At 55.3% G+C, this 23,312-nt stretch carries 24 protein-coding genes and 1 riboswitch; of the genes, 9 read left to right on the top strand and 15 right to left on the bottom strand.

All coding sequences use genetic code 11. The features are described from left to right. Positions 1–453 precede the first annotated feature (453 nt). On the top strand, positions 454–1,527 hold the full coding sequence (locus ACPUC8_RS20740; protein WP_494927230.1) for a glycosyltransferase family 4 protein: 1,074 nt from the start codon (positions 454–456) through the stop codon (positions 1,525–1,527). A gap of 10 nt (positions 1,528–1,537) precedes the next feature. Here ACPUC8_RS20740 and dusC read toward each other — a convergent pair whose 3' ends face one another. From dusC to ACPUC8_RS20725, 3 genes are all read right to left on the bottom strand, one after another. After that, positions 1,538–2,494 carry a tRNA dihydrouridine(16) synthase DusC gene (gene dusC, locus ACPUC8_RS20735; protein WP_039336582.1) on the bottom strand — a complete coding sequence of 319 codons (957 nt, stop codon included), beginning with the start codon at positions 2,492–2,494 and terminating at the stop codon, positions 1,538–1,540. Positions 2,495–2,497: 3 nt separating this feature from the next. After that, the gene (gene rhlE / locus ACPUC8_RS20730; protein ID WP_039336584.1) at positions 2,498–3,877 is read right to left on the bottom strand and encodes an ATP-dependent RNA helicase RhlE; all 1,380 of its coding nucleotides are present in this window, start codon (positions 3,875–3,877) and stop codon (positions 2,498–2,500) included. Positions 3,878–4,212: 335 nt separating this feature from the next. Further along, entirely contained in the window at positions 4,213–4,605 is a 393-nt protein-coding gene (locus tag ACPUC8_RS20725; RefSeq protein WP_039336588.1) for a YbhQ family protein, read from the bottom strand. A gap of 176 nt (positions 4,606–4,781) precedes the next feature. Between ACPUC8_RS20725 and ACPUC8_RS20720 the strand changes: the two genes are divergently transcribed. Genes ACPUC8_RS20720 through ACPUC8_RS20710 form a run of 3 tightly spaced genes read left to right on the top strand, consistent with a single transcriptional unit; the run spans position 4,782 to position 7,749 of the window. After that, the gene (locus tag ACPUC8_RS20720) at positions 4,782–5,543 is read left to right on the top strand and encodes an endonuclease/exonuclease/phosphatase family protein (protein ID WP_039336590.1); all 762 of its coding nucleotides are present in this window, start codon (positions 4,782–4,784) and stop codon (positions 5,541–5,543) included. After that, positions 5,540–6,784: a cardiolipin synthase ClsB gene (gene clsB, locus ACPUC8_RS20715; RefSeq protein WP_494927229.1), complete on the top strand. Its 1,245-nt coding sequence runs from the start codon at positions 5,540–5,542 to the stop codon at positions 6,782–6,784. Before ACPUC8_RS20720 ends, clsB begins: the two co-directional genes overlap by 4 nt. Then, entirely contained in the window at positions 6,784–7,749 is a 966-nt protein-coding gene (locus ACPUC8_RS20710) for a lysylphosphatidylglycerol synthase domain-containing protein (protein WP_494927228.1), read from the top strand. The genes clsB and ACPUC8_RS20710 overlap by 1 nt, the downstream gene beginning before the upstream one ends. A 180-nt stretch (positions 7,750–7,929) precedes the next feature. Here ACPUC8_RS20710 and ACPUC8_RS20705 read toward each other — a convergent pair whose 3' ends face one another. The 7 genes from ACPUC8_RS20705 to moaA form a co-directional block, all read right to left on the bottom strand. Further along, positions 7,930–8,637: a Bax inhibitor-1/YccA family protein gene (locus ACPUC8_RS20705; protein ID WP_039336595.1), complete on the bottom strand. Its 708-nt coding sequence runs from the start codon at positions 8,635–8,637 to the stop codon at positions 7,930–7,932. 57 nt (positions 8,638–8,694) lie between these two features. Further along, positions 8,695–9,789, bottom strand: a complete 1,095-nt coding sequence (locus ACPUC8_RS20700) for a DUF1615 domain-containing protein (RefSeq protein WP_058969831.1) — start codon at positions 9,787–9,789, stop codon at positions 8,695–8,697. Between the two features lie 81 nt (positions 9,790–9,870). Beyond that, a complete protein-coding gene (gene moaE / locus ACPUC8_RS20695) occupies positions 9,871–10,323 on the bottom strand; it encodes a molybdopterin synthase catalytic subunit MoaE (protein WP_494927227.1) in 453 nt (150 codons plus the stop codon). A gap of 2 nt (positions 10,324–10,325) precedes the next feature. Continuing rightward, positions 10,326–10,571, bottom strand: coding sequence for a molybdopterin synthase sulfur carrier subunit (gene moaD, locus ACPUC8_RS20690; RefSeq protein WP_039336599.1), 246 nt, complete (start codon positions 10,569–10,571; stop codon positions 10,326–10,328). Next, entirely contained in the window at positions 10,564–11,046 is a 483-nt protein-coding gene (gene moaC / locus ACPUC8_RS20685) for a cyclic pyranopterin monophosphate synthase MoaC (RefSeq protein ID WP_039336601.1), read from the bottom strand. The genes moaD and moaC overlap by 8 nt, the downstream gene beginning before the upstream one ends. 2 nt (positions 11,047–11,048) lie before the next feature. Then, positions 11,049–11,564 carry a molybdenum cofactor biosynthesis protein B gene (gene moaB, locus ACPUC8_RS20680; protein ID WP_494927226.1) on the bottom strand — a complete coding sequence of 172 codons (516 nt, stop codon included), beginning with the start codon at positions 11,562–11,564 and terminating at the stop codon, positions 11,049–11,051. Positions 11,565–11,581: 17 nt separating this feature from the next. Further along, positions 11,582–12,568: a GTP 3',8-cyclase MoaA gene (gene moaA / locus ACPUC8_RS20675; RefSeq protein WP_494927225.1), complete on the bottom strand. Its 987-nt coding sequence runs from the start codon at positions 12,566–12,568 to the stop codon at positions 11,582–11,584. Further along, positions 12,558–12,691, bottom strand: a riboswitch (molybdenum cofactor riboswitch). It overlaps the preceding gene by 11 nt. Before the next feature lie 195 nt (positions 12,692–12,886). Between moaA and ACPUC8_RS20670 the strand changes: the two genes are divergently transcribed. Both ACPUC8_RS20670 and ACPUC8_RS20665 read left to right on the top strand, forming a co-directional pair. Continuing rightward, positions 12,887–13,789 carry a gluconeogenesis factor YvcK family protein gene (locus ACPUC8_RS20670; protein ID WP_039336608.1) on the top strand — a complete coding sequence of 301 codons (903 nt, stop codon included), beginning with the start codon at positions 12,887–12,889 and terminating at the stop codon, positions 13,787–13,789. Positions 13,790–13,795: 6 nt separating this feature from the next. Next, the gene (locus ACPUC8_RS20665) at positions 13,796–13,942 is read left to right on the top strand and encodes a hypothetical protein (protein ID WP_156138104.1); all 147 of its coding nucleotides are present in this window, start codon (positions 13,796–13,798) and stop codon (positions 13,940–13,942) included. Here the strand turns inward: ACPUC8_RS20665 and uvrB are convergent. Next, positions 13,926–15,947 carry an excinuclease ABC subunit UvrB gene (uvrB, locus tag ACPUC8_RS20660; protein WP_039336610.1) on the bottom strand — a complete coding sequence of 674 codons (2,022 nt, stop codon included), beginning with the start codon at positions 15,945–15,947 and terminating at the stop codon, positions 13,926–13,928. The genes ACPUC8_RS20665 and uvrB overlap by 17 nt on opposite strands. A gap of 911 nt (positions 15,948–16,858) precedes the next feature. On the opposite strand from uvrB, the gene ACPUC8_RS20655 reads away from it, so the two are divergent. Then, the gene (locus ACPUC8_RS20655) at positions 16,859–17,575 is read left to right on the top strand and encodes an ABC transporter ATP-binding protein (RefSeq protein ID WP_283227045.1); all 717 of its coding nucleotides are present in this window, start codon (positions 16,859–16,861) and stop codon (positions 17,573–17,575) included. A 98-nt stretch (positions 17,576–17,673) separates the two neighbouring features. Here the strand turns inward: ACPUC8_RS20655 and bioD are convergent, their stop codons facing one another. From bioD to bioB, 4 genes are read right to left on the bottom strand one after another with little or no spacing between them, the layout of a single operon-like run. Beyond that, positions 17,674–18,345, bottom strand: a complete 672-nt coding sequence (gene bioD / locus ACPUC8_RS20650; protein ID WP_494927224.1) for a dethiobiotin synthase — start codon at positions 18,343–18,345, stop codon at positions 17,674–17,676. Continuing rightward, positions 18,342–19,097: a malonyl-ACP O-methyltransferase BioC gene (gene bioC / locus ACPUC8_RS20645; protein WP_494927223.1), complete on the bottom strand. Its 756-nt coding sequence runs from the start codon at positions 19,095–19,097 to the stop codon at positions 18,342–18,344. The genes bioD and bioC overlap by 4 nt, the downstream gene beginning before the upstream one ends. Next, positions 19,081–20,232 (bottom strand): 8-amino-7-oxononanoate synthase, encoded by a 1,152-nt coding sequence (bioF, locus tag ACPUC8_RS20640; RefSeq protein ID WP_494927222.1) that lies wholly within the window; start codon positions 20,230–20,232, stop codon positions 19,081–19,083. The genes bioC and bioF overlap by 17 nt, the downstream gene beginning before the upstream one ends. Continuing rightward, positions 20,232–21,263, bottom strand: a complete 1,032-nt coding sequence (gene bioB / locus ACPUC8_RS20635) for a biotin synthase BioB (protein ID WP_034821141.1) — start codon at positions 21,261–21,263, stop codon at positions 20,232–20,234. The genes bioF and bioB overlap by 1 nt, the downstream gene beginning before the upstream one ends. A gap of 88 nt (positions 21,264–21,351) precedes the next feature. Here bioB and bioA point away from each other — a divergent pair, with 88 nt between their 5' ends. Further along, the gene (gene bioA / locus ACPUC8_RS20630) at positions 21,352–22,644 is read left to right on the top strand and encodes an adenosylmethionine--8-amino-7-oxononanoate transaminase (RefSeq protein ID WP_494927221.1); all 1,293 of its coding nucleotides are present in this window, start codon (positions 21,352–21,354) and stop codon (positions 22,642–22,644) included. 69 nt (positions 22,645–22,713) lie between these two features. Continuing rightward, positions 22,714–23,190, top strand: coding sequence for a kinase inhibitor (locus tag ACPUC8_RS20625; RefSeq protein WP_494927220.1), 477 nt, complete (start codon positions 22,714–22,716; stop codon positions 23,188–23,190). Positions 23,191–23,312: the final 122 nt, after the last annotated feature.

Genomic DNA, 23,312 nt, shown 5'->3' with positions numbered 1-23,312 from the left:
TACTTATTATTAATTAACTTTAATAAGCGAATTTAATTTAGTTTTTTTAAACCATAGACATGACAAATCTGAAAAATCCCCCTATTGGCAGGCACATTTAGCATTTATCAGAAAAAATTTATAGCAAAACCAGAGAGTAAGCGGATTGAATTTTAATCATTAACGCGAGTGATATTTGAACGTCCGCATTAAACATAGATTCTGTCGCCATCAAGCCTTAGGTTACAGATTATAAAATCAAATCCAGGTGGTTACTTTCAGTGAGTAACATACCTCTTCAGCGCGCGTAACTTCTCATTGTTCGACATATTTTTATTTCACTCTGTACCCTACCTGCCGGGAGAGATTATGAAGATAATCATCAGTGGAAGCGGATATCCTGAAAAAAGAAATATCATCACTAACCCTCACCACCAGTATATTGATTGCCGAAAAAAGAACATTTACTTTTATTTGAACGCCGTCAGATCCAGGCTGCTACATAAAAATAAGCAATTCATCTTTTATCCGCTGCCCGGCTTGCTGCCGCACAGTGCGGATGTCATTCATCTCTTTAACGAAGTTGCTCATACCAAACGTAACTGGATCGCCACCTTTGAGACTGAAATCCCCCGCGTGTTGCCCGTGCCCGGCATGGAAAAAACCGCTAATCCCGACTTGCACTCGCAACTGGCATTAATCGCCAGAGATGAATGTTTGTACCTGATTGCCATCTCACAAGCGACCTTTAACATCCAACTGAAGTTGCTGGAGGCTTTCCCTGCCATCAAGGCGGCAGCGGCCCATAAACTGCGTATTCTCCATCCTCCTCAGCCGTTGCTGTGTGTAAAACCGCGTTTAATTTCACCGGGAAAAATTCATTTCACGTTTGTTGGCAGTGAGTTCTATCGCAAGGGAGGGGCCGAAGTGGTGTTGGCGATTTCGCAACTGACTGAAGAGGATGTTTTCACTCGCAGTCAGATTCAGGTCACCCTGATTGGCGATCTTTCGCAGCGACATAATATTGCCCATCGCCAATTTCAGGATGATGAGGCGTTCTATACTCGCATTGAACACCTAATCAACACATCGCCACATATTCAGCACTTTAGCGCATTACCCAATCATCAGGTGTTGGCGCTATTGCAACGTACACACGTGGGGTTACTCCCCACCTGGCAGGATACTTATGGCTTCTCGGTGCTGGAAATGCAGGCCAGCGGCTGCCCGGTGATCACCACCAATGTTCGTGCCTTACCCGAGATCAATCCAGCAGGTGCAGGCTGGCTTATTCAACAGCCATTAAATGATGAGCATGAGTATGTGATTGACTCAGAAGAGCGCAAAAAGGATATTCGCCACCAGATCGTGCAGCAGTTGAAAGGTCATATCGTGGATATTCTGCGTAATCCGGGGCTCATTACCCAGTACTCCGCGCAATCACTGCAAAGAATTGCGGAACACCATGACCCGGTGAAATTCAGTGAGCAGATGGTCCGCTTTTACGCATCCAGTAAGCAGACACACTATACAGCAGCGTTTAAATAATGAGGGGGCGCTATGCGTGTGCGGTCAGTTGCTGCGCATGGCGTTCAATCGCTGTGGCGATCTCAGCGGAAACACGTAAGGTACGGATTTCACTGAACAGCCCATCGGCCTCGTCGTAGGCTTTACGCAGGTAGCCCAGCCACTGTTTGATGCGCGCCACGTGGTACATGCCGGTATCACCCTGCTTCTCTAACTGGGTGTATTTCAGCAGCAGTTCAACCACCTCGAACCATGGCATGGGCGCTTCATTGTACTTCACCACACGGCCGAGGTTGGGGATGTTGAGCGCACCGCGCCCTAACATCACCGCATCACAACCGGTGATGCGCAGACAATCCTGCGCATCCTGCCAGCTCCAGATCTCGCCGTTGGCGATCACCGGAATCGACAGGCGCTGGCGAATCTCACCAATCGCCTGCCAGTTGATGCTTTCAGCGCGGTAGCCTTCTTCTTTGGTACGGCCATGCACCACCAGTTCACTGGCCCCAGCTTGCTGTACCGCATCGGCAATCTCGAAGCGGCGCTCACCGGAATCCCAGCCCAAGCGTACTTTAACCGTTACCGGTAGATGGGCAGGCACCGCTTCACGCATCGCTTTGGCACCGCGATAGATCAGCTCAGGATCTTTCAGCAGCGTCGCCCCACCGCCGCTGCCGTTAACCAGCTTTGACGGGCAACCACAGTTGAGATCCACGCCCCAGGAACCGAGTTCCACCGCACGCGCAGCGTTTTCTGCCAGCCACTCGGGATACTGCCCGAGAAGCTGCATACGCACACGCGTGCCGGAAGGGGTGCGGCTGCTGTTGTGCAGCTCAGGACACAAACGCCAAAAGGATTTTACCGGCAACAGTTGATCGACCACACGCAAAAACTCGGTGACGCACAGATCATAATCATTCACCCCGGAGAGCAGCTCACGCACCAGCGAATCCAGCACGCCCTCCATCGGCGCCAGTAAAACCCTCATGGGTTAGATATTCCCGCTCTTCTTAGGGGCTGGACGACGGCGACCGCTGTTAGCTGCTGGCGCAGCCTGGCCCGCATTGCCGCCCTGACGACGCGCTGGACGTGCTTCGCCTTGCGGACGTGGCGCATGACCGCTGTGAGGACGAGAAACGTTACCGCCCTGTCCGCGCCCCTGGCCTTGACCACGGCCCTGACCGCGACCTTGCTGCTGACGTCCGTTTTGGATCGGCTCCGCTTTGATGCTTGGATCGACTTCAAAGCCAGGCAACTCGATGCGCGGAATTTCACGCTTCAGCAAACGTTCGATGTCACGCAGCAGTTTGTGTTCATCGACACACACCAGCGACAACGCCGCACCAGTCGCCGCCGCACGACCGGTACGGCCGATACGGTGTACATAGTCTTCAGCCACATTTGGCAGCTCGTAGTTCACCACGTGTGGCAGCTCTTCAATATCCAGGCCACGCGCGGCGATATCGGTCGCCACCAGCACACGAATACCACCAGATTTAAAGTCCGCTAACGCACGGGTACGCGCGCCCTGGCTTTTGTTACCGTGGATAGCCGCTGCGGTAATGCCATCTTTGTTCAGTTGTTCGGCCAGATGGTTCGCGCCATGCTTGGTACGGGTGAACACCAGCACTTGCTGCCAGTTATCACGACCAATCATCAGTGACAGCAGTTCCCGCTTGCGCTTTTTATCAACGAAATGCACCTGTTGTGAAACCTGCTCAGAAGCGGTGTTGCGACGCGCCACTTCAACCTGTTCTGGGTTGGTCAGCAGTTTTTCTGCCAGGGTTTTAATTTCATCAGAGAAAGTCGCAGAGAACAGCAGGTTCTGACGTTTGGCTGGCAGACGCGCCAGTACACGGCGGATATCGTGGATGAAGCCCATATCGAGCATGCGGTCCGCTTCATCCAGTACCAGAATTTCAACCTGAGACAGATCGACGGCGTTTTGATGCGCCAGATCCAGCAGACGGCCCGGCGTCGCCACCAGCACATCGACGCCACCGCGCAGTTTCATCATCTGCGGGTTAATGCTTACGCCGCCGAAAACTACCAGCGAACGGATGTTGAGGTACTGACTGTATTCACGGACGTTTTCGCCCACCTGCGCCGCCAGTTCACGGGTTGGGGTGAGGATCAGTGCACGCACCGGGCGACGACCGCGCGCAGTGGAAGGATTTGCACTGAGGCGCTGCAGCAGTGGCAGCGTGAAGCCGGCGGTTTTACCCGTACCGGTCTGAGCACTCGCCAGCAGGTCGCGGCCAGCCAGTACCACAGGAATTGCCTGACGCTGGATTGGCGTCGGTTCTTGGTAGCCTTGTTCCGCTACCGCACGCAAAATATCGGCACTTAAGCCGAGAGAGTCAAAAGACATGCAGGTGTATTACTCCGAACCGCCCTGATCGCCGTCAGCGATGTAGTTTTCAGGGGGGATATGACGCAAGCCTGAGGCTCACGTGTGAAAAGGGCACAAACTACCATGCGTAAGGGCGAGAGTTTAGCAGGTTTCGGCTGGGACTGCGACAGCCATTACCGCGAGGGTCTTTTCTTGGGACGCATAAATGCACCCCCTAAGGTTTTACCGATGTACTCATTATGTGTGCCTTTCTGTATTGTCAGGTCGTCAGTGATGGCGACCTGATTACCCATAAAAAAAGGAGCCATAAATGGCTCCTTCTTTCACAGCAGGCCGAATGGCCGCGCCAAACATTAACTGCGTTTTTTCTCCACGCGATGCGCGGGTTCTTTCGCCAGCAGTGACACCAGTGCCGGTCCCACCAACATCACCACGCCTAAACAACCGATCAGCAGGTTGTTGTGGATGAAGCGGGAAATCAGGAACAGCGTCAGCATCGCTGCACCGAAGTAATAGGTTGTCGTTACTTCTTCCAGAGAATCGCCAAATCGGCGTAAACGGGCACTACGCTGCAGAGCCAGCATGGCGATAAACACCAACGCATAAGCGGCTACCAGGGTACTGCTCACTTCTACCAGCGCCTTATGCTTCCAGCCCCACACCAGCGCTGCAATCACCAACAGGTGCATAGCAATATGCAAGCAGGTTTGACCGGTAACAATCTGAACACGATTAGACCATTTCATTCATTTCTCCTGGCAGACCCAACAGGTCGCCCAAGTGTATCTGGCTGTGGCCAGACGGATTTCCTCAATGTAAAGCAAATTTCGGATTACGCCCTAATTTTATGCTCCACTCACCACCCATTTGTGACAAAGACTACACTTTGTGCTGTTGATGATGAAAAGGAGCGCGTCGCAGTATGCCACAAATCACGCAAGGATTTTCATTTAAAGTCCTGACGATCAATACCCACAAAGGGTTCACCAGCTTTAATCGCCGCTTTATCCTGCCGGAATTGCGTGACGCCGTCCGCGAAACCTCAGCGGATATCGTCTTCCTGCAAGAGGTGATGGGCACCCACGCCATCCATTCGCTGCACATCGAAAACTGGCCAGAACACTCTCATTACGAGTATCTGGCTGACACCATGTGGCATGATTTTGCCTATGGCCGTAATGCGGTTTATCCTGAAGGACACCACGGGAACGCGATATTGTCACGTTTTCCGATTATTGAATATGAAAACCTCGATATTTCTGTGGCAGGAAGTGAAAAACGCGGCATGTTGCACTGCCAGATTCGCTTGCCTGACCGTCCGCAGCCACTGCATGTCATTTGCGTTCATCTGGGCTTAAAGGAACACCATCGCCAGACGCAGATGAAAATGATGAGTGAGCACATCGCCGCGCTGCCGCATGATGCGCCGCTGGTGGTGGCCGGTGATTTTAACGACTGGCAAGTTCGTGCCAATCGTTTTCTGAAACGCAGCGCCGGCCTTGAGGAAGTATTCAGCATGAAAAACGGCCACCCGGCGCGCACCTTTCCGGCCCGTTTTCCCCTGTTGCGCCTTGATCGCATTTACATCCGCAACGCCACGGTCAGCCATCCTTGGGCGCTGCCGGTCAAACCCTGGTCACATCTTTCCGATCACGCCCCGCTGGCAGTGGAGATCTTGCTATGAACTTTAGTTGGCGTGATGGCAACCAACTTCGGCTGCTGGAAAATGGCGATCAGTTTTTCCCGCGCGTTTCTGAAGCCATCCAAGGCGCGCAGCGTTCGCTGCTGCTGGAAACCTTTATTCTGTTCGAGGACACAGTTGGCCAGTCTCTCCATAGCGATTTATTGACGGCAGCCCGGCGTGGCGTCCATGTTGAAGTGATGGTGGATGGCTACGGTTCGCCTGATTTATCCGATCACTTCGTCAACAGCCTCACCGAAGCCGGCGTGCGCTTTCTCTATTATGATCCGCGCCCGCTTGTGCTGGGCATGCGCACCAATGTGTTCCGCCGCCTGCATCGGAAAATCGTAGTGGTGGATGAGACGCTGGCCTTCGTCGGCGGTATCAACTTTTCTGACGAGCACAACACCGACTTCGGCCCGCAAGCCAAGCAGGACTATGCAGTGGAGGTCACCGGACCGGTGGTGTTGGATATTGCGCATTACGTGCAGCAAGCCATGGGTAGCGAACAGGTGACGCGGCGCTGGTGGGGAGGCCGATCGCCACGGCTGGCGGTGAATGCCATGCCGGGTGACGCTCAGGTGCTGTTTGTCTATCGCGATAATGACAAGCATCGCGATGACATTGAGCAGCACTATCTCGATATGCTGCGCAAGGCAAAGCGCGACGTGATTATCGCCAACGCCTACTTTTTCCCTGGCTATCGGCTGCTGCGCGAGATGCGCAGTGCCGCACAGCGTGGCGTGCGCGTCAGGCTGATCGTCCAGGGTGAGCCCGATATGCCGATTGTCAAAGTCGGTGCTGAGATGCTGTACAACTATCTGGTGGATGCCGGTGTGGAGGTTTACGAGTATTGCCGCCGGCCGCTGCACGGCAAGATTGCGGTGCAGGATCAACACTGGTCCACGGTGGGGTCCAGCAATCTCGACCCGCTCAGTCTGTCACTAAACCTCGAAGCCAATCTGATGGTGCACGATCGCGCGTTCAACCAGACACTGCGCGAAAATCTGGAAGCACTGTTACAGCAGGATTGCGAGCGCGTACAGGATGACAAGCTGCCGCCACGCACCTGGTGGCATCTGACCAAAAGCGTCATCGTGTTTCACTTCCTACGCCATTTCCCGGCCATCGCGGGTTGGTTGCCCGCGCATACTCCGCTGCTGAGCCAGGTGGAACCGCCGGTTCAGCCGGAAATGGAAACCCAGGATCGGGTCGAAACCGACAATCAAGGAGCGAAACCCTGATGAGCAAGAAACATTCGCGCTGGCAATGGGCCAAGAAAATCCTCACCTGGCTGTTTTTTATCGCCGTGATTGTGCTGCTGGTGATTTACGCGCGCAAAGTGAACTGGCAAGACGTCTATCAGGTGATTGTGGGTTATAACCGCTACGTAGTAGCGGGTGCTGCCGCGCTGGTGGTGATCAGCTATCTCACCTATGGCGTCTATGATTTGATTGGGCGCGCCTACTGCGGGCACAAACTGGCCAAGCGTCAGGTGATGCTGGTGTCGTTTATCTGTTACGCCTTTAACCTGACGCTGAGCACCTGGGTGGGTGGCGTGGCGATGCGCTATCGGCTTTATTCGCGCCTGGGGCTGCCCGGCGGCACCATCACCCGCATCTTTTCCATGAGCATTGCGACTAACTGGCTGGGCTATATCTTACTGGCTGGGGTGGTGTTTGTGGCGGGGATGGTGCCGATTCCGCCGCGTTGGTTTATCGGCGAAAACACGCTGCGCATTATTGGTGCAGCGCTGTTAGTGCTGGTCGCTATTTATTTATGGGCCTGTACCTTTGCGAAAAAGCGCCAGTGGACGGTGAAAGGTCAGCATCTGCAACTGCCGTCACTGCGCATGGCGTTGTTGCAGTTTGCGGTCTCCAGCGCCAACTGGCTGGTGATGGGGGCGATCATCTGGCTCTTGCTGGCACGTCAGGTGGATTATCCGCAAGTGCTGGGCGTGTTGCTGATCAGTAGTATCGCTGGGGTGATCATTCATATTCCCGCTGGGATTGGCGTGCTGGAAGCGGTGTTTCTTGCGCTGCTGGCAGGGGAACAGGTTTCGCACGGCACGATTATCGCCGCGCTACTGGCTTATCGCGTGCTGTACTTTATTTTGCCTCTGTTGCTGGCGTTGGTGTTGTATTTGCTGCTGGAGAGCCGAGCGAAGCAATTGCGGCAGAAGAATGAGCGCAAAATGGCTTCACGATAATGGGTTAAGGACCTTGTCGGGCTGCTACGAGACTGGACTCATTGAGGTGAGATGTTAACAACTTCATTAAACTGTAGCGGCGCAATTTATTGCGCGTCATTTAGCAGGGGTATCGCTGCTGAGACGCGCGATGAATCGCGCCGCTACGAAGATGATTTACCGACAATTACCGAGAATGATTTACCGACGGTTACCGAAAATGCGCAGCAGCATCAGGAACAGGTTGATGAAGTCGAGATACAGCGTCAGCGCACCCATAATCGAGTAGCGGCGCAGGTTCTCTTTATCATTGACGTTAATGCTCTCGCCAATCGATTTCAGCTTCTGCGTGTCATACGCGGTCAGACCGACAAACACCACCACACCGATATAGGTAATCGCCCACATCAGCGCCGGACTTTTCAGCCAGAAGTTCACCAGTGACGCCAGCACAATCCCGATCAGCGCCATAAACAGCAAGCTGCCGAAACGGCTCAGGTCACGCTTGGTGGTGTAACCGTAGAAGCTCATTGCGCCGAACATCCCTGCCGTCACAAAGAAAGTGCTGGCAATGGAAGAATAGGTATAGACGAGGAAGATACTCGCCAGCGTCAATCCGGTCAGCGCGGAATAGAGCATAAACAGCCCGGTCGCGAGCGTACTGCTCAGGCGATGCACCATGCCTGACAGCACAAACACCACTGCCAACTGCACAATAATCAGCCCAAAGAAGGTGATACGGTTAGCAAACACCAGCTCCATAACGGCAGGCGTACGCGCAGCAAACCATGACACAAAGGCCGTCAGCAGTAAGCCGCAGGTCATCCAGCCATAGACCTGCGCCATATAGGTTTGCAGCCCGGTTGATGCCTGCTGCACGATTGAATCATTACGTGGATATCGGTCCATGATGCACCTCATTAAGTTGGACAAACGCTCTAAGTGTGGAGTCTACACCGCATTGCGTCAACGGCGCGTCAAGCACTGTTGATATCGGCCATCGACGCGCTGTGCAAACCACGCGGTGGTCAGGTTGCGGGTAATTTTTGGGCTCTCCAGTTTTATGCCCGGCAGCATCTCGCGCGGCAGACGTTTGCCCGCCATTTTGTCAGCCAGAATAAACGTCTGCTTCCACAAAGTGCTGCTGCTGAAGCTTTCGGTGTCGCCCTTCTCCAGATCGCGGCGGATTTCGCGGTTGCTCATATCCAGCTGTTTACTCAGCGTGCGCACCGCTAATTCGGTCGAACCGGCTTGCTCGCTGCCATACATAATCAAATCGCCATCCAGCGCCAGCTTTATCCCACTGGCACGCGCCACGGCGGCCTGGAAGGCGGCATTGCGGCTGGCATACCATCCGGCATTGAAATCGGCAAAGCGATACAGCGGCTGGCTGTAATCTGCCGGATACCCCAGCAGATGTAAGGTGCCAAAATAGATACCGCCACGGCGGGTAAACACTTCACGACGGATGGAGCCGTCAATCGGATACGGATAGCCCTTGGCGTGCGCTTCGGCAAATTCAATGCTGACCTGCATCGGCCCACCGGTATGAATCGGATTCAGATTGCCGAACAGCTTCTGTCCCATCGGCACCATATCGATGAAATCATCAAAAATGGCACTCAGCTCTTTCTCACTGCGCACTTTGTCCAGGCGTGCTGCGTAGCTTTCGCCGGTGGGGGATTTGATCAGTAAGGCGGTACGCACTAAAAAGGCGGGAACATGCACTTTCGCGGCACGGCGATCGATCTCACCCCAGGCGATTTTCGGCAAACCCGGCACTGGCGCATCGGCATTAAAATTGGATTCCTGATCGGCGACGGCGATCACCGCACAGACATTGCTGACGCTGGGATCGATCTGCTGCACACGAAAGGCAGTGTAAATGTCATCCGCCCAGGCGCTTTTTTGCTTCACGTCACTGGGCAGCAACTGTTGGATTTGGCTTTTAACGTCGGCAGGCTGACGTGCTGGTGCCTGCGGCTCTTTTTTGCTACTACATCCCGCCAACACCAGCGCGGTAAGCAGCGCTGCGCCTTTCAGCATTTTAGTGGTGTTCATCCTGTTCCCTGATAGCCAACAAAAACCGTACCTTAACGTTTTCAGTGGGCTGCGGCTATCGGCGCAGGCGGATTTTACGCCCTACTTCCAGCGTTCGGCGGCTTGATGGTCACTGTCGCGCGCATCGACCCAGCGTTCGCCCTGTTGCGTGGCTTCCCGCTTCCAGAAGGGGGCGCGGGTTTTCAGGTAATCCATGATGAATTCTGTCGCCGCGAAGGCGCTACTGCGATGCGCGCTACTGACACCAACAAACACGATTTCATCACCGGGAAACAGTTCCCCCACGCGATGGATCACCGTCACCTGCTGCAATGCCCAGCGTTGGCGTGCCTCTTCGACAATTTCCGCCAGCGCTTTTTCTGTCATGCCGGGATAGTGTTCCAGCGTTAATGCCGCCACGCTGTCACCGAGATTGTGATTACGCACTTTGCCGGTGAAGGTCACCACGGCACCATCGCTGTCATGGGCGGCGAGTTGTGCATACTCCTGCCCGACATCAAAAGGTTCGACGCCAACGCGAATGCGGGTTTCCATGCTCATCCCCCCGTCACCGGCGGGAAGAAGGCCACTTCATCTCCGGCACGCAGCGGATGGCTCATCGGCACCAGAGTTTGATTCACCGCCGCCAGCAACTTGCCGGACTCCAGCGCCAGCGCCCAGCGGTCGCTTTTTCCGGCCAGCGCCGCACGCAGCGAAGCCACGTCCTGATACTCCGGTGCCAGTTCTAACGTACTGGTTCCGGTCAGCTCGCGCACCTGCGCGAAAAACAGCACTTTAATCATGCGCCACCGCCTGAAAATCGCCGGATTTGCCGCCGCTTTTACTCAGTAAGCGCAGTTGGTCGATGACGATATCTTTCTGCACGGCTTTGCACATATCGTAAATGGTCAAGGCGGCAACCGAGGCGGCCGTCAGCGCCTCCATCTCGACGCCGGTTTTCCCGGTCAGGCGGCAGCGTGAGGTCACACGTACGCGGCTGTGTTCGGGTTCCGCCACCAGGGTCACTTCCACCTTGCTCAACATCAGCGGATGGCAAAGCGGAATCAGCTCCCAGGTGCGTTTCGCCGCCTGAATCCCGGCGATACGCGCCGTGGCGAACACGTCGCCCTTGTGGTGGCTGCCGTCGATGATCATTTGCAGCGTTTCGGCACGCATCAGCACCAGCGCTTCAGCCTGGGCTTCACGAACCGTTTCGGTTTTGCCTGAGACATCCACCATGTGGGCTTCGCCTGCGGCATTGATATGCGTTAATGACATGCTTACAACTTCTTCAAATGAGAGACAAAATTACAGGGACGCGTACGCGCATCCAACTGCTCTTCAATGATGCGTTCCCATGCGCAGCGACACGCGTTGGTGGAACCCGGTACGGCGAAAATCAATGTCTGGTTCGCGAGGCCAGCCACCGCGCGCGATTGCAGCGTGGAACTGCCAATGTCTTCGTAGGAGAACATGCGGAACAGCTCGCCAAATCCATCGATTTCACGATCAAACAGCGGCAACAGTGCTTCTGGTGTGCTGTTTTTGCTGTTAAAGCCGGTGCCGCCATTGACGATCACCACCTGCACATCTTCACTGGCAATCCAGCGCGATACCGTTGCACGAATGCGATAGCGGTTATCCGGCACGATGGCGCGATCCACCACCTGATGTCCAGCTTCCGTCAACGCCTCACGCAGGTAATCACCCGAGGTGTCGTTGCTGGCGTCACGGCTATCTGAGACGGTCATCAGCGCCACATTCAAGGCGACAAATTCGCCGGTCGGTTTACCCATGGCTGTAACTCCTGTGTTTAGCCACCAATGAAGGAGAGATTTTGCGTGATGCCCGTGTTGCCCTGATGCAGGAAGTGCGTCTGCTTTTTCTGCCCAAGGCTATGCGCGATACGCGCCTGCAGTTCATCTTGTTGGGCATCGGAGGCCAGCAGATCACGCAGGGGCACGCCGCTATCGCCAAACAAGCATAAATGCAGGTTGCCGATGGCCGAGACGCGCAAGCGGTTACAGCTGGCACAGAAATCTTTTTCGTAGGGCATGATCAGGCCGACTTCACCCTGATAGTCAGGATGGCGGAACACCTGTGCCGGGCCATCACTGCGCCCGCGCGTCTGGCGTTGCCAACCTTGCATGATGAGTTGATCGCGGATCACTTCACCGGAGATGTGGTGACGGCGAAACAGATCGCCGCCCTCGCCGGTCTCCATCAACTCGATAAAGCGCAGTTGGATCGGGCGCGTGCGGATCCAGTGCAGGAAAGTCTCCAGGCTGTGGCTGTTCAGGTCACGCATCAGCACGCTGTTAACTTTGACCTTCTCGAATCCCGCCGCAAAGGCAGCATCGATACCGGCCATCACTTCAGCGAACTTGTCCTGGCCGGTAATCGCGTGGAACTGGCGCGCATCAAGGCTATCGACGCTGACGTTAATGTGGGTGAGTCCCGCATTACGCCACGCCTGCACATCCCGCGCGAGGCGATAACCGTTAGTGGTCACAGCAATCTGACGGATCGCCTGATTTTCCCGCACCGCAGCGATGATATCGGTGAAGTCGCGACGCATAGAGGGTTCGCCACCGGTCAGGCGCACTTTTTCGGTGCCCGCAGCCGCAAAGGCACGCGTCACGCGACGGATCTCGTCCAGCGAGAGAAAGCTTTTGTTGTGCGTACCGTTCGGCTTGTAGCCGTCGGGTAAGCAGTAGGTACAACGGAAGTTACACACATCCGTGACCGACAGGCGCAGATAGTAAAAGCTGCGCGCATAGGCATCTGTAAATTGTGGCACCTGAACACCTTTCCAAATACGGGAGATGCAGTCATTTCTTTCTGCACCCTGGCAGCTTACGCTACGGCCAGGCAGCCCTATCTTTCGACTTAGGCATGCAAGGCTTGGGAGTCTGCTGTCGTTATCGACAACACGGTTAATACGGATGGTAGCGCGATTTGCCTCTCGCATCCATGAGTGAATTTCGCTATATATATTGATACATAACGATTTTTCACCGCATTTTCGCAGCAGGATACGTTAAAATGCGCGGTAGATATTGATACACATCACTTCAACTGCGCCTCACCAGGCAGTTGCAAGCTTTTAAGGAATAGCATGAATCGTACCCTGGCAGATTTAGATCGCGTAGTGGCGCTTGGCGGCGGACATGGCCTTGGCCGTGTGATGTCCGCACTGGCACCGCTTGGCTCGCGCCTGACCGGTATCGTGACGACCACCGATAATGGCGGATCCACCGGACGCATTCGTCGTTCGGAAGGCGGCATTGCCTGGGGTGATATGCGTAATTGCATCAATCAACTGATCACCGAGCCTAGTGTGGCATCGGCGATGTTCGAGTATCGCTTCGCAGGCAATGGCGAGTTGGCGGGCCATAATCTTGGCAATCTGATACTCAAAGCACTCGATCACCTCAGCGTACGTCCGCTGGAAGCCATCAACATCATTCGTAATCTGCTCAAGGTGGATGCCTTCTTGATCCCGATGTCGGAGCAGCCGGTTGATCTGGTGGCGCAGGATTGCGAAGGCAACATGGTGTACGGTGAGACCGCCATCGATGAGATGAAGCAACCGCCGCAAGAGCTGATGCTGCACCCGAACGTGATCCCCACTAAAGAGGCGCTGGATGCGATTGCTGAAGCCGATTTAATTTTGATTGGCCCCGGCAGCTTTTACACCAGCCTGATGCCGATTCTGTTGATGGAAGAGATGACTCGCGCATTACGCCGTACCCCTGCCACCATGGTGTTTATTGGCAATCTTGGCCGCGAATTAAGCCCTGCAGCCGCCAGCCTGACCGTGGCCGATAAGCTGGCCATCATGGAGAAGGCGATTGGAAAGCGCGTGATTGATGCGGTAGTGGTCAGTCCGGCCGCCGACATTCGTGGTGTAGAGGATCGTCTGATTGTGCGCGAACCGCTGGAGGCCGCTGACATCAAGTACCGTCACGACCGCCAGTTACTGCGCATTGCGCTGGAGCAGGCGATTCAGGCGTTTTAGGTGCACATGAATCGCCAGTTACTGCGCATTGCGCTGAATCAGGCGATTCAGGCGATTTCGGTGCGCATGAATGCGCACACTACGGCGTTTCGCGTAGGGTCGCCATTAATGGCGACCGCAACGATTCTTGCTGAAATCAGGACGCCGCGATAAACAATTCGCGTAACTGGTGTAACTGGTCGCGCACGCTGGCAGCCTCTTCGAATTCCAGATTCTGCGCATGCTGTTGCATCTGCACCTCCAGCTCGTGAATTTTCTTCTGCATCGCCTGCGGTGTCAGTGCCAGATAGTTCGCCTCTTCTTCTGCAGCCACGCGTGAAGCCGTCTTACCTTTGCCACGCGTTTTCACCACGTTTTTGCCCAACTCAAGAATATCGGTGATTTTCTTGTTGAGACCTTGCGGCACAATGCCATGCTCTTCGTTGTAGCGCTGCTGCTTCTCGCGACGGCGTTCGGTTTCCCCCATCGCACGCTCCATCGATGGCGTAATCTTATCGGCGTAAAGAATCGCCTTACCGTTAATGTTACGTGCCGCACGACCAATGGTCTGAATCAGTGAGCGCTCAGAACGCAGGAAGCCCTCTTTATCCGCATCGAGGATCGCCACCAGCGACACCTCCGGCATATCCAACCCCTCACGCAGTAAGTTGATGCCGACCAGCACATCAAACTCACCCAAGCGCAAATCACGAATGATCTCCATACGCTCTACGGTGTCGATATCGGAGTGCAGGTAGCGCACCTTCTCACCGTGCTCCACCAGGTATTCCGTGAGGTCTTCCGCCATGCGTTTGGTCAGGGTCGTCACCAGCACACGCTCGTTAATCGCCACGCGCTGGCGGATCTCTGACAGCAAATCATCCACTTGGGTCGCGACAGGACGCACTTCCAGAATCGGATCCAACAACCCGGTAGGGCGAACTACCTGATCGATCACTTCACTGCCCGATTTTTCCAGTTCATAGTTGCCTGGCGTCGCCGAAACATAGATGGTTTGCGGCGCCAGCGCTTCAAACTCTTCAAAGCGTAAGGGACGGTTATCCAGCGCTGACGGCAGACGGAAACCATACTCCACCAGCGTCTCTTTACGTGCACGGTCGCCACGATACATGCCGCCAATCTGCGGGATGGTGACGTGCGATTCATCGACCACCAGCAAACCATCGGCCGGAAGATAATCAAACAAGGTCGGAGGCGGTTCGCCGGGGCCACGACCCGAGAGGTAGCGCGAGTAGTTCTCAATGCCAGAGCAGTACCCCAGTTCGTTCATCATCTCCAGATCGAACTGGGTGCGCTGGCTAATGCGTTGCTCTTCCAGCAGCTTATTGTTTTCCAGCAGCACTTTACGCCGCACCACCAGCTCGTCTTTGATCTCTTCCATCGCTTGCAGGATACGCTCGCGCGGCGTGACGTAGTGCGTTTTAGGGTAGATAGTAAAGCGCGGGATCACCGAGTCCACTTGCCCCGTGAGCGGATCGAACAACGATAAGCGCTCAACCTCTTCATCAAACAGTTCCACACGCAAACCAATGTCGTCGGATTCCGCCGGGAAGATGTCGATGACTTCCCCACGCACCCGGAACGTACCGCGCTGGAAGACCTGATCGTTACGGGTATATTGCAGCTCTGCCAGACGACGCAAAATGCTGCGCTGATCGATGATCATTCCGCGCGTTAAGTGCAGCATCATCTTCAGGTAGAGATCGGGATCGCCCAAGCCGTAGATGGCCGATACCGACGCCACCACGATCACGTCACGACGCTCCAGCATGGCTTTGGTGGCGGAAAGACGCATCTGCTCTATGTGTTCATTGACCGCCGCATCCTTCTCAATGAAGGTGTCGGAGCTTGGCACATAGGCTTCAGGTTGGTAGTAGTCGTAGTAAGAGACAAAAAACTCCACCGCGTTATCCGGGAAGAACTCTTTCATCTCACCGTACAACTGGGCAGCCAGTGTCTTGTTGGGCGCCATCACCATCGTGGGGCGATTGAGATCGGCGATGACATTGGCAATGGTAAAGGTTTTACCCGACCCCGTAACACCCAGCAGCGTTTGATGCGCGAGCCCATCTTCCAGCCCCTCCTCAAGACGACGAATCGCCTCAGGCTGATCACCTGAAGGTTTGAAAGCAGAGTTGAGTTTAAAGGCTTTACTCATGGTTTTGCGGTTCCTGCGGAAGAAGTCGGCGGGCAGGCTGCTAATTCTACTCTGCTATGGCGAATTTGCCAGAAAAAAATACTGGATATATTTACAGATATCTTGCACGATAACGGGGAAACGGGTTGTTTCGCTTCAGTGCAATTAAAGCGGCAGAAAGCAAAATATTGTTGCGCAAGGTTATCCCCAGAGCCGTAACGCTTTTAACATTTGTCAAGAGAGCGCCATTAAATTGCAGTCGGATGACAAGGCAGAAAAATCTCAGGCTTGCTTTTAAATAACCTGCTGATTTTATTCACAATGACCTCAAAGTCCAGTTTCGCAGCATAATGTATGCAGGCCGCGTATTTCCTCGCTTGCGCCCGGTTTTCAGTCGCTAATGCACAAGGTTATCCACAGGAATGGTGGATAACTGAATCCAGCCCTGAACCCATCGGCTGTGTATAATTTTCCCCAGGCTTGTCCAGGCGTGCGAAATATTTTTTTTTGCGATTATTTTCCCCCCACCTCAGACCGCTTTAACTATTCTTTTTGCAGCTTAAGCAAGCCTTCTTGTCGTAAAAACCGTGCGTTAAGACCATTTATTTCTTCAGTCATTGCCTTATGAACGAACAGATGCACCAGAAACGTTAAGCGTTCAGCACTCTCAAAGTGCAGCCAGGTTATTACTGAGTGGAATTATTAAGCATCTCTCATCTTTTAAGGGCTGTTTTGCCTCGATTCTGATGAAGATGCCCCCGTCGCACTAATCTGGCCTGGGAATTGCAGGTACCTGACTATGGAGTGACGAGTCCATAAGGTCTGCTGCGCAGGCCTGTAACAGCAGTGTCCACTATCAATCGTGCACGACTGTATGCCAGACGACACAGAGCGGGAGCATTCAGGCAAATAATCTGGAAGGAGTATGTCAGATGCTGAGTTTACGTTCGGTGAATCAGTTTTACGGTCACAACCATATTCTGTGGGATGTCGATCTCGATCTGCCCCCCGGCACCTGTACCGGTGTGCTGGGCAGTCCCGGAATGGGCAAAACCACGCTAGTGAACTGCATCATGGGGCGCTTACCGATTAATAGCGGCTCGATGACCTGGCAGGAAGATGGTTCGCCGCCAGAGGACTTGCTGCTGCAACCTGCGGAACAGCGCGCGCGAATGGGCATTGGCTATGTGCCGCAGGGGCGCCATATTTTCTCGCAGATGAGTGTGGAAGATAACCTGATGATTGCGTTGATGGCCGCGCAGGACGACCGCAGCCGTGCTATTCCAGAAATGGTGTTCGATCTGTTTCCTGCACTCTATTCATTACGCCATCAGCGCAGCGGCGAATTACCGATGGACCAGCAGCAGCACCTTGCGCTGGCACGTGCACTTGTGTTGCAGCCAAAGCTGCTGATTCTGGATGAACCCACTGAAGGTATGTCGCCTTGGCTGGAAGAGGAGATGGGCAACCTGATCCGCCGCCTCAATCGCGAATACGGTTTAACGGTATTACTGCTGGAGCAGCACGTGTCGTTTATTCGCCGGGTAGCGGACTATTTCCTGCTGCTGCATCGAGGTCGTAATGTGGCACAGGGCCGCGTGGCACAACTGGACGATATCACTGTTAGCAAGTGGTTAACGTCGACGTAGCGGCCGCCGATTGGTGTGGTCGCCATTAATCGCGACCCTACGGGTGAATGATAAATCGTTGTAGGGTGCGCATTTATGCGCACCTGGAAAGGATATTTTTACAGTGGCAGGGTCAAATACTGCCCGCACTCGGCCTGCTGCGTTTCGTTGTCCAGATACGGAATCTCGCCCAGGAACGGCGCATCAATACGCTGACGCAGTGTGGCGATGTACTCCGCATGACGTTTACCCGGCGGCTGAATATCGTTGGCAATCCATCCCGCCAGACGCAGCCCGCGTGCCTTAATCGCTTCTGCTGTCAGCATCGCATGGTTAATACAGCCCAGTTTCACCCCCACCACCAGGATGACCGGGAGTTGCTCCGCCTCAACCCAATCGGCATAGGTTTGCGTTGCCGATAACGGTGTAAACCAACCGCCGGCCCCCTCCACCAGCACCCATTCAGCCTGCTGCTCCAGCGCACGCAGCCCTGCGGACAACGCAGCAAACTCAATCGGCCTGCCCTCTTCCGCACTGACAATGTGCGGTGAAGTCGGTTCCACAAATGCCATCGGGTTCACCTGCTCGTAGCTGAGTGCCAGGCTGCTGTAGCGCTGGAGCGCCAGGGCATCACTGTTGCGGATCCCCGCTGGCGTGATGTCACACCCTGATGCCACTGGCTTGTAGCCTGCGGTACGTAAACCCGCAGCACTCGCCGCCTGCAACAGTGCGCCACTGGCCACCGTTTTGCCGACTTCAGTGTCCGTTCCGGTAATAAACCAGCGTGTCATTTACTTAAAACTCCATACATCAAGTGATAACTGAGGCGATAGCCGCGCTCATCTTGCGGCCAGCACTGCTCAAGCTGTGTCAGCTGCTTACGCGTGAGCACACCTGTGCCGCGCCCTTCATGCAAATGGGTGGCACCAATACCTTTCAACGAGCGCATCGCGCTCAGCGCTGTGGGGAAGTGCAGCGTGATCATCTGCTGCTGAGCGTGCAGCGGCAAACCTGCGCAGGCTGAGGTTAATTGCGCTTCGCTGAGAAAGCGATTGGCGTGGATACGGCCATCAAGTTGTGCCCACGCCTGATGCACTTCATGCAGCGAGCCATCAAGCAGGGTCGAAAACAGCACCGCGCCGCCGGGACGTGTGACGCGCAGGAATTGCTGTAGCGCAAGGCGCAGATCGCTGCTCCACTGCACCGCCAGATTGCTCCACACCCCATCAACGCTGTTATCCGGTAGCGGCAATTCATCGATATCCCCTTGCACATAATGCTGTGCAGAGTGCTGGGTGCGCGCAGCATCCAGCATACTGGCAGAGAGATCGAGCGCGGTGAGTGTGCGCCCACGATCGCGCCAGTAGCGACTGTACCAACCAGTGCCACACCCCGCGTCCAGCAAATGCGGGCCAAAACCCGCCGGTGCCAGCGCCAACAGGGCATCCCCACTCTGCCGCTGCAACTCGGCATGTTGTTCATAATGCTGTGCCGCGCGTCCAAAGGCCTGCGCCACCGCCTGCTTGTTAACCTGCAGCGTCATACAGTGCCTCCAGTAGACGATCGATGTCTTCAGTGTGGTGTGCCGCCGTGAGGGTGATGCGTAAACGCGCCGTGCCCGGCGGCACCGTGGGCGGTCGAATCGCGCTCACCCAGCATCCGGCAGCAGCCAAACGCTGTGACAACGCCAACGCCGCACTGTTTTCGCCCACAATCAGTGGCTGAATCGCACTGTTTGACGGCATCAGCTGCCACGGAAGATCGGCCGCACCGCGACGGAAGCGAGCAATATGGCTGTTTAGCTGTTCACGGAGGGCATCGCCCTGTTGGATCTGCTGCAACGCGGCCAACAGCGCACAACATTGTGCCGGTGGCATCGCGGTGGAGTAGATCAAATGGCGTGAAAACTGCTCGACGTAATCCGCCGTGGCTTCATCGCATAACAGTGCGGCTCCGCTGACGCCAAAGCCTTTGCCAAAGGTGACAATTAACAGCTCGGGTTTTACGCCCTGCTGCCAGCAACTTCCTCGCCCCTGCTCACCGCACAGCCCAATACCGTGTGCATCATCCACCAGCAACCAGCCGTTGCCACGCTGCGTCTCCTGCGCGATAGCGGCTAGCGGTGCGCTATCGCCATCCATGCTGAAAATGCCTTCGGTCACCACCAGCGTGCCGCCGTCCGACGGCGTTGCCAGCAGTTTAGCCAGGCTCTCAGGCTGATTATGGGCAAAACGTCTGAGGGTAGCCGGGCTGTGGCTGGCCGCATCCAGCAGCGATGCGTGTGCCAGCTTATCGGCGAGAATGCGATCTTGCTTTTCTGCCAGCAGATGGATCACCGCCTGATTGGCGGCAAAGCCGGAGATAAACAGCAAGGCACGTTTGTAACCCAACCACTCCGCCAGCTGCTCTTCCAGCTGCGCATGGTATTGGCTATAGCCCGTGACGTGGCCGGAAGCGCCCGCGCCAGCCCCCGCTTGCGCCGCACCCTTCTGCCAGGCCGCAATCACCGCTGGATGCTGGCTCAGGCCCAGATAATCGTTGCTGGAGAAGTGGCAATAGCGCTGCCCCTCGAGCGTGATCTCACGGACACTGTTGTGTTGAACACGCCGCCGCACGCGCCAGCCATCGGTTTCACGTCGTGCGGTCAACGCCTGTTCAATGCGATCTGACCAGCTCATTACACTGCCGCGTTGTAGAACTGTTCGGTATCCGCGTGCACCAACTGTTCACTCAGTTGATATTGCTGCTCATTGTCACCTGCGGTGGTGGCGGTGTGTTCGGGATTGAGGCCGAGTTTGCGGAACAGGATCAGATCTTTATCTTCTTCCGGGTTCGGCGTAGTCAGCAATTTGCAACCGTAGAAGATGGAGTTTGCACCGGCCATAAAGCACATCGCCTGAGTTTGCTCGCTCATCTGCTCACGGCCGGCGGAAAGACGGACGTGCGACGATGGCATCATGATACGTGCCACCGCAATGGTGCGGATAAAATCAAAAGGTTCAACGTCATCGTTATCCGCCAGCGGCGTGCCTTTGACCTTGACCAGCATGTTGATCGGCACACTCTCTGGTGGCGTCGGTAGATTCGCCAACTGCACCAGCAAGCCCGCACGGTCTTTCACCGTTTCACCCAGGCCGACAATGCCGCCCGAGCACACTTTAATGCCTGCGCCGCGCACTTTATCCAGCGTATCCAGACGCTCCTGATAGCTGCGCGTGGTGATGATGCTGCCGTAAAACTCTGGCGAAGTGTCGAGGTTGTGGTTGTAGAAATCGAGACCCGCACTGGCCAGGCGCTCAGCCTGGGTGTTGTCCAGCGTGCCCAGTGTCATGCAGGTTTCCATACCCATAGCTTTTACGCCCTGCACCATCTGCTCCAGGTACGGCATGTCGCGCTCGTGAGGGTTTTTCCATGCAGCGCCCATACAGAAACGGCTTGATCCCGCCGCTTTGGCTTTACGCGCCGATTCCAGCACCGCTTCCACTTCCATCAGACGCTCGGACTCCAGCCCGGTTTTATAGCGTGCACTCTGCGGGCAGTATTTACAGTCTTCCGGACAGGCACCGGTTTTGATCGACAGCAGTGTACTGACCTGCACCTGGCGCGGATCAAAATGCTGACGGTGAACTTGCTGCGCTTCGAACATCAGCTCAAGGAAAGGTTTATCGAACAGTGCCTGAGCTTGTGTCAGTGTCCAGCGGTTTGCCATTGCTTACTCCAGAAAAAAGGGGTTCATCCCGACGATTAACGTGGTTATACTCGTAAACTAAATCTTTTCAAAATGGTTTACAAGACAGATGTTCACTCAGGACGACCTCAAGTTTGACCGCCAGCATATCTGGCATCCGTACACCTCGATGCGCGATCCGCTGCCCTGTTACCCGGTAGTCGCCGCGCACGGTTGCCAGCTACAGCTGGCTAATGGACGAGAACTGGTCGACGGGATGTCGTCCTGGTGGGCAGCGATTCATGGCTATAACCATCCGCGCCTCAATCAGGCTTTACAGCAGCAGATGGCGCAGATGTCGCATGTGATGTTTGGCGGTATTACCCATCCGGCCGCCGTGGAACTGAGCCGCCAGCTGATCGCCATGACACCTGAAGCGCTGGAGTGCGTGTTCCTCGCCGATTCCGGGTCGATCGCCGTCGAAGTCTCGATGAAAATGGCGTTGCAGTACTGGCTGGGACGCGGTGAAACACGGCAAAAATTCCTCACGTTGAAGCGTGGCTATCACGGCGACACTTTTGCCGCGATGTCGGTGTGCGATCCAGAAAACTCCATGCACAGCTTGTGGCGGGGTTATCTGCCGGAACACCTGTTCGCCGCTGCGCCGCAGTGCGGCTTCGATGCGGAGTGGGATGCCTCTGACTTTGCCGATTTCGCTCAGTTAGCGGAGAAGCATCATCGCGAGATTGCGGCGGTGATCCTTGAACCCATCGTGCAGGGTGCTGGCGGGATGCGCTTCTACCATCCGCGCTATTTGCAGCAGGTGCGCGAGCTGTGCGATCGCTACGGCATCCTGCTGATTGCCGATGAGATCGCCACCGGATTTGGTCGCAGCGGTAAACTGTTTGCCTGCGAGCATGCCGGGATCGCACCCGATATTCTCTGCCTGGGTAAGGCATTGACCGGCGGCACCATGACGCTTTCCGCCACACTCACTACCCGCGAAGTGGCCGACACCATCAGCCACAGTGCCGCAGGCTGCTTTATGCATGGCCCCACCTTTATGGGCAATCCACTGGCGTGTGCGGTGGCGGTAGAGAGCCTGACGATGATCAATGAGGGGCACTGGCCTGCGCAAGTAGCGGCAATTGAACAGCAGTTGCAGCGCGAACTGCTGCCACTCAGCCAGCATCACGCCGTGGCCGATGCCCGCGTGCTGGGTGCGATTGGCGTCATTGAAACCCACGCGCCGGTGAATATGGCGGCACTGCAGCAGTTCTTTGTTGAACGTGGCGTGTGGATCCGGCCGTTTGGCAAGTTGATCTACCTGATGCCACCTTATCTGATTTCTGCCGCTGAACTCTCACAACTAACCCAGGCAGTACGTGCGGCGCTGGATGTTGAGGCGCATTTCCAAGGGTGAGGAGACTGGAAGTGCAGCAGATTTTCCACCATGATGGACGGCACTGCACAATGGAAAAAAGGAGAGGTCATGCGCGTATTTAGCCAGGATTTTAATGATGGCGATAAGATGCCAGAGCGACACGTTTTCAACGGGATGGGATACACAGGGGATAATCTGTCACCTCATCTGGCTTGGGAAGATGCCCCTGAGGGGACTAAGAGTTTTGTGGTGACCTGTTACGATCCTGATGCACCTACGGGTTCAGGTTGGTGGCACTGGGTGGTTGCGAACCTGCCAGCTGATGTGACGGAACTGCCGCAAGGTGCCGGTTCAGGGGTCGCCACCTTGCCAGCAAGCGCGATTCAGACGCGCACCGATTTTGGTCAAACCGGTTACGGCGGCGCAGCGCCTCCGCAGGGTGAGTCACATCGCTATATCTTTACCGTACACGCGATGGATACCGATAAGATTGACGTAGATGCCGGCGCGAGTGGTGCCATGGTGGGCTTTAATGTGCACTTCCATGCACTGGCAAGCGCGTCCATCACGGTGAAATACGCTTAATTTATCGTAGGGTGCGCATTGAGGTGCAAACCGGGCACATAGGTAACACTTTAGACCGGGCACATGGGTAACAGTTATAAATTGGTATAGCAGAGGAGACTCACTATGCCCTGGACTGAGAC

It is taken from the genome of Pantoea sp. CFCC18177 (assembly GCF_059412425.1).
The sequence above is the reverse complement of the archived record's forward strand: the minus strand, read 5'-3'. Positions and strand labels throughout refer to the sequence as shown.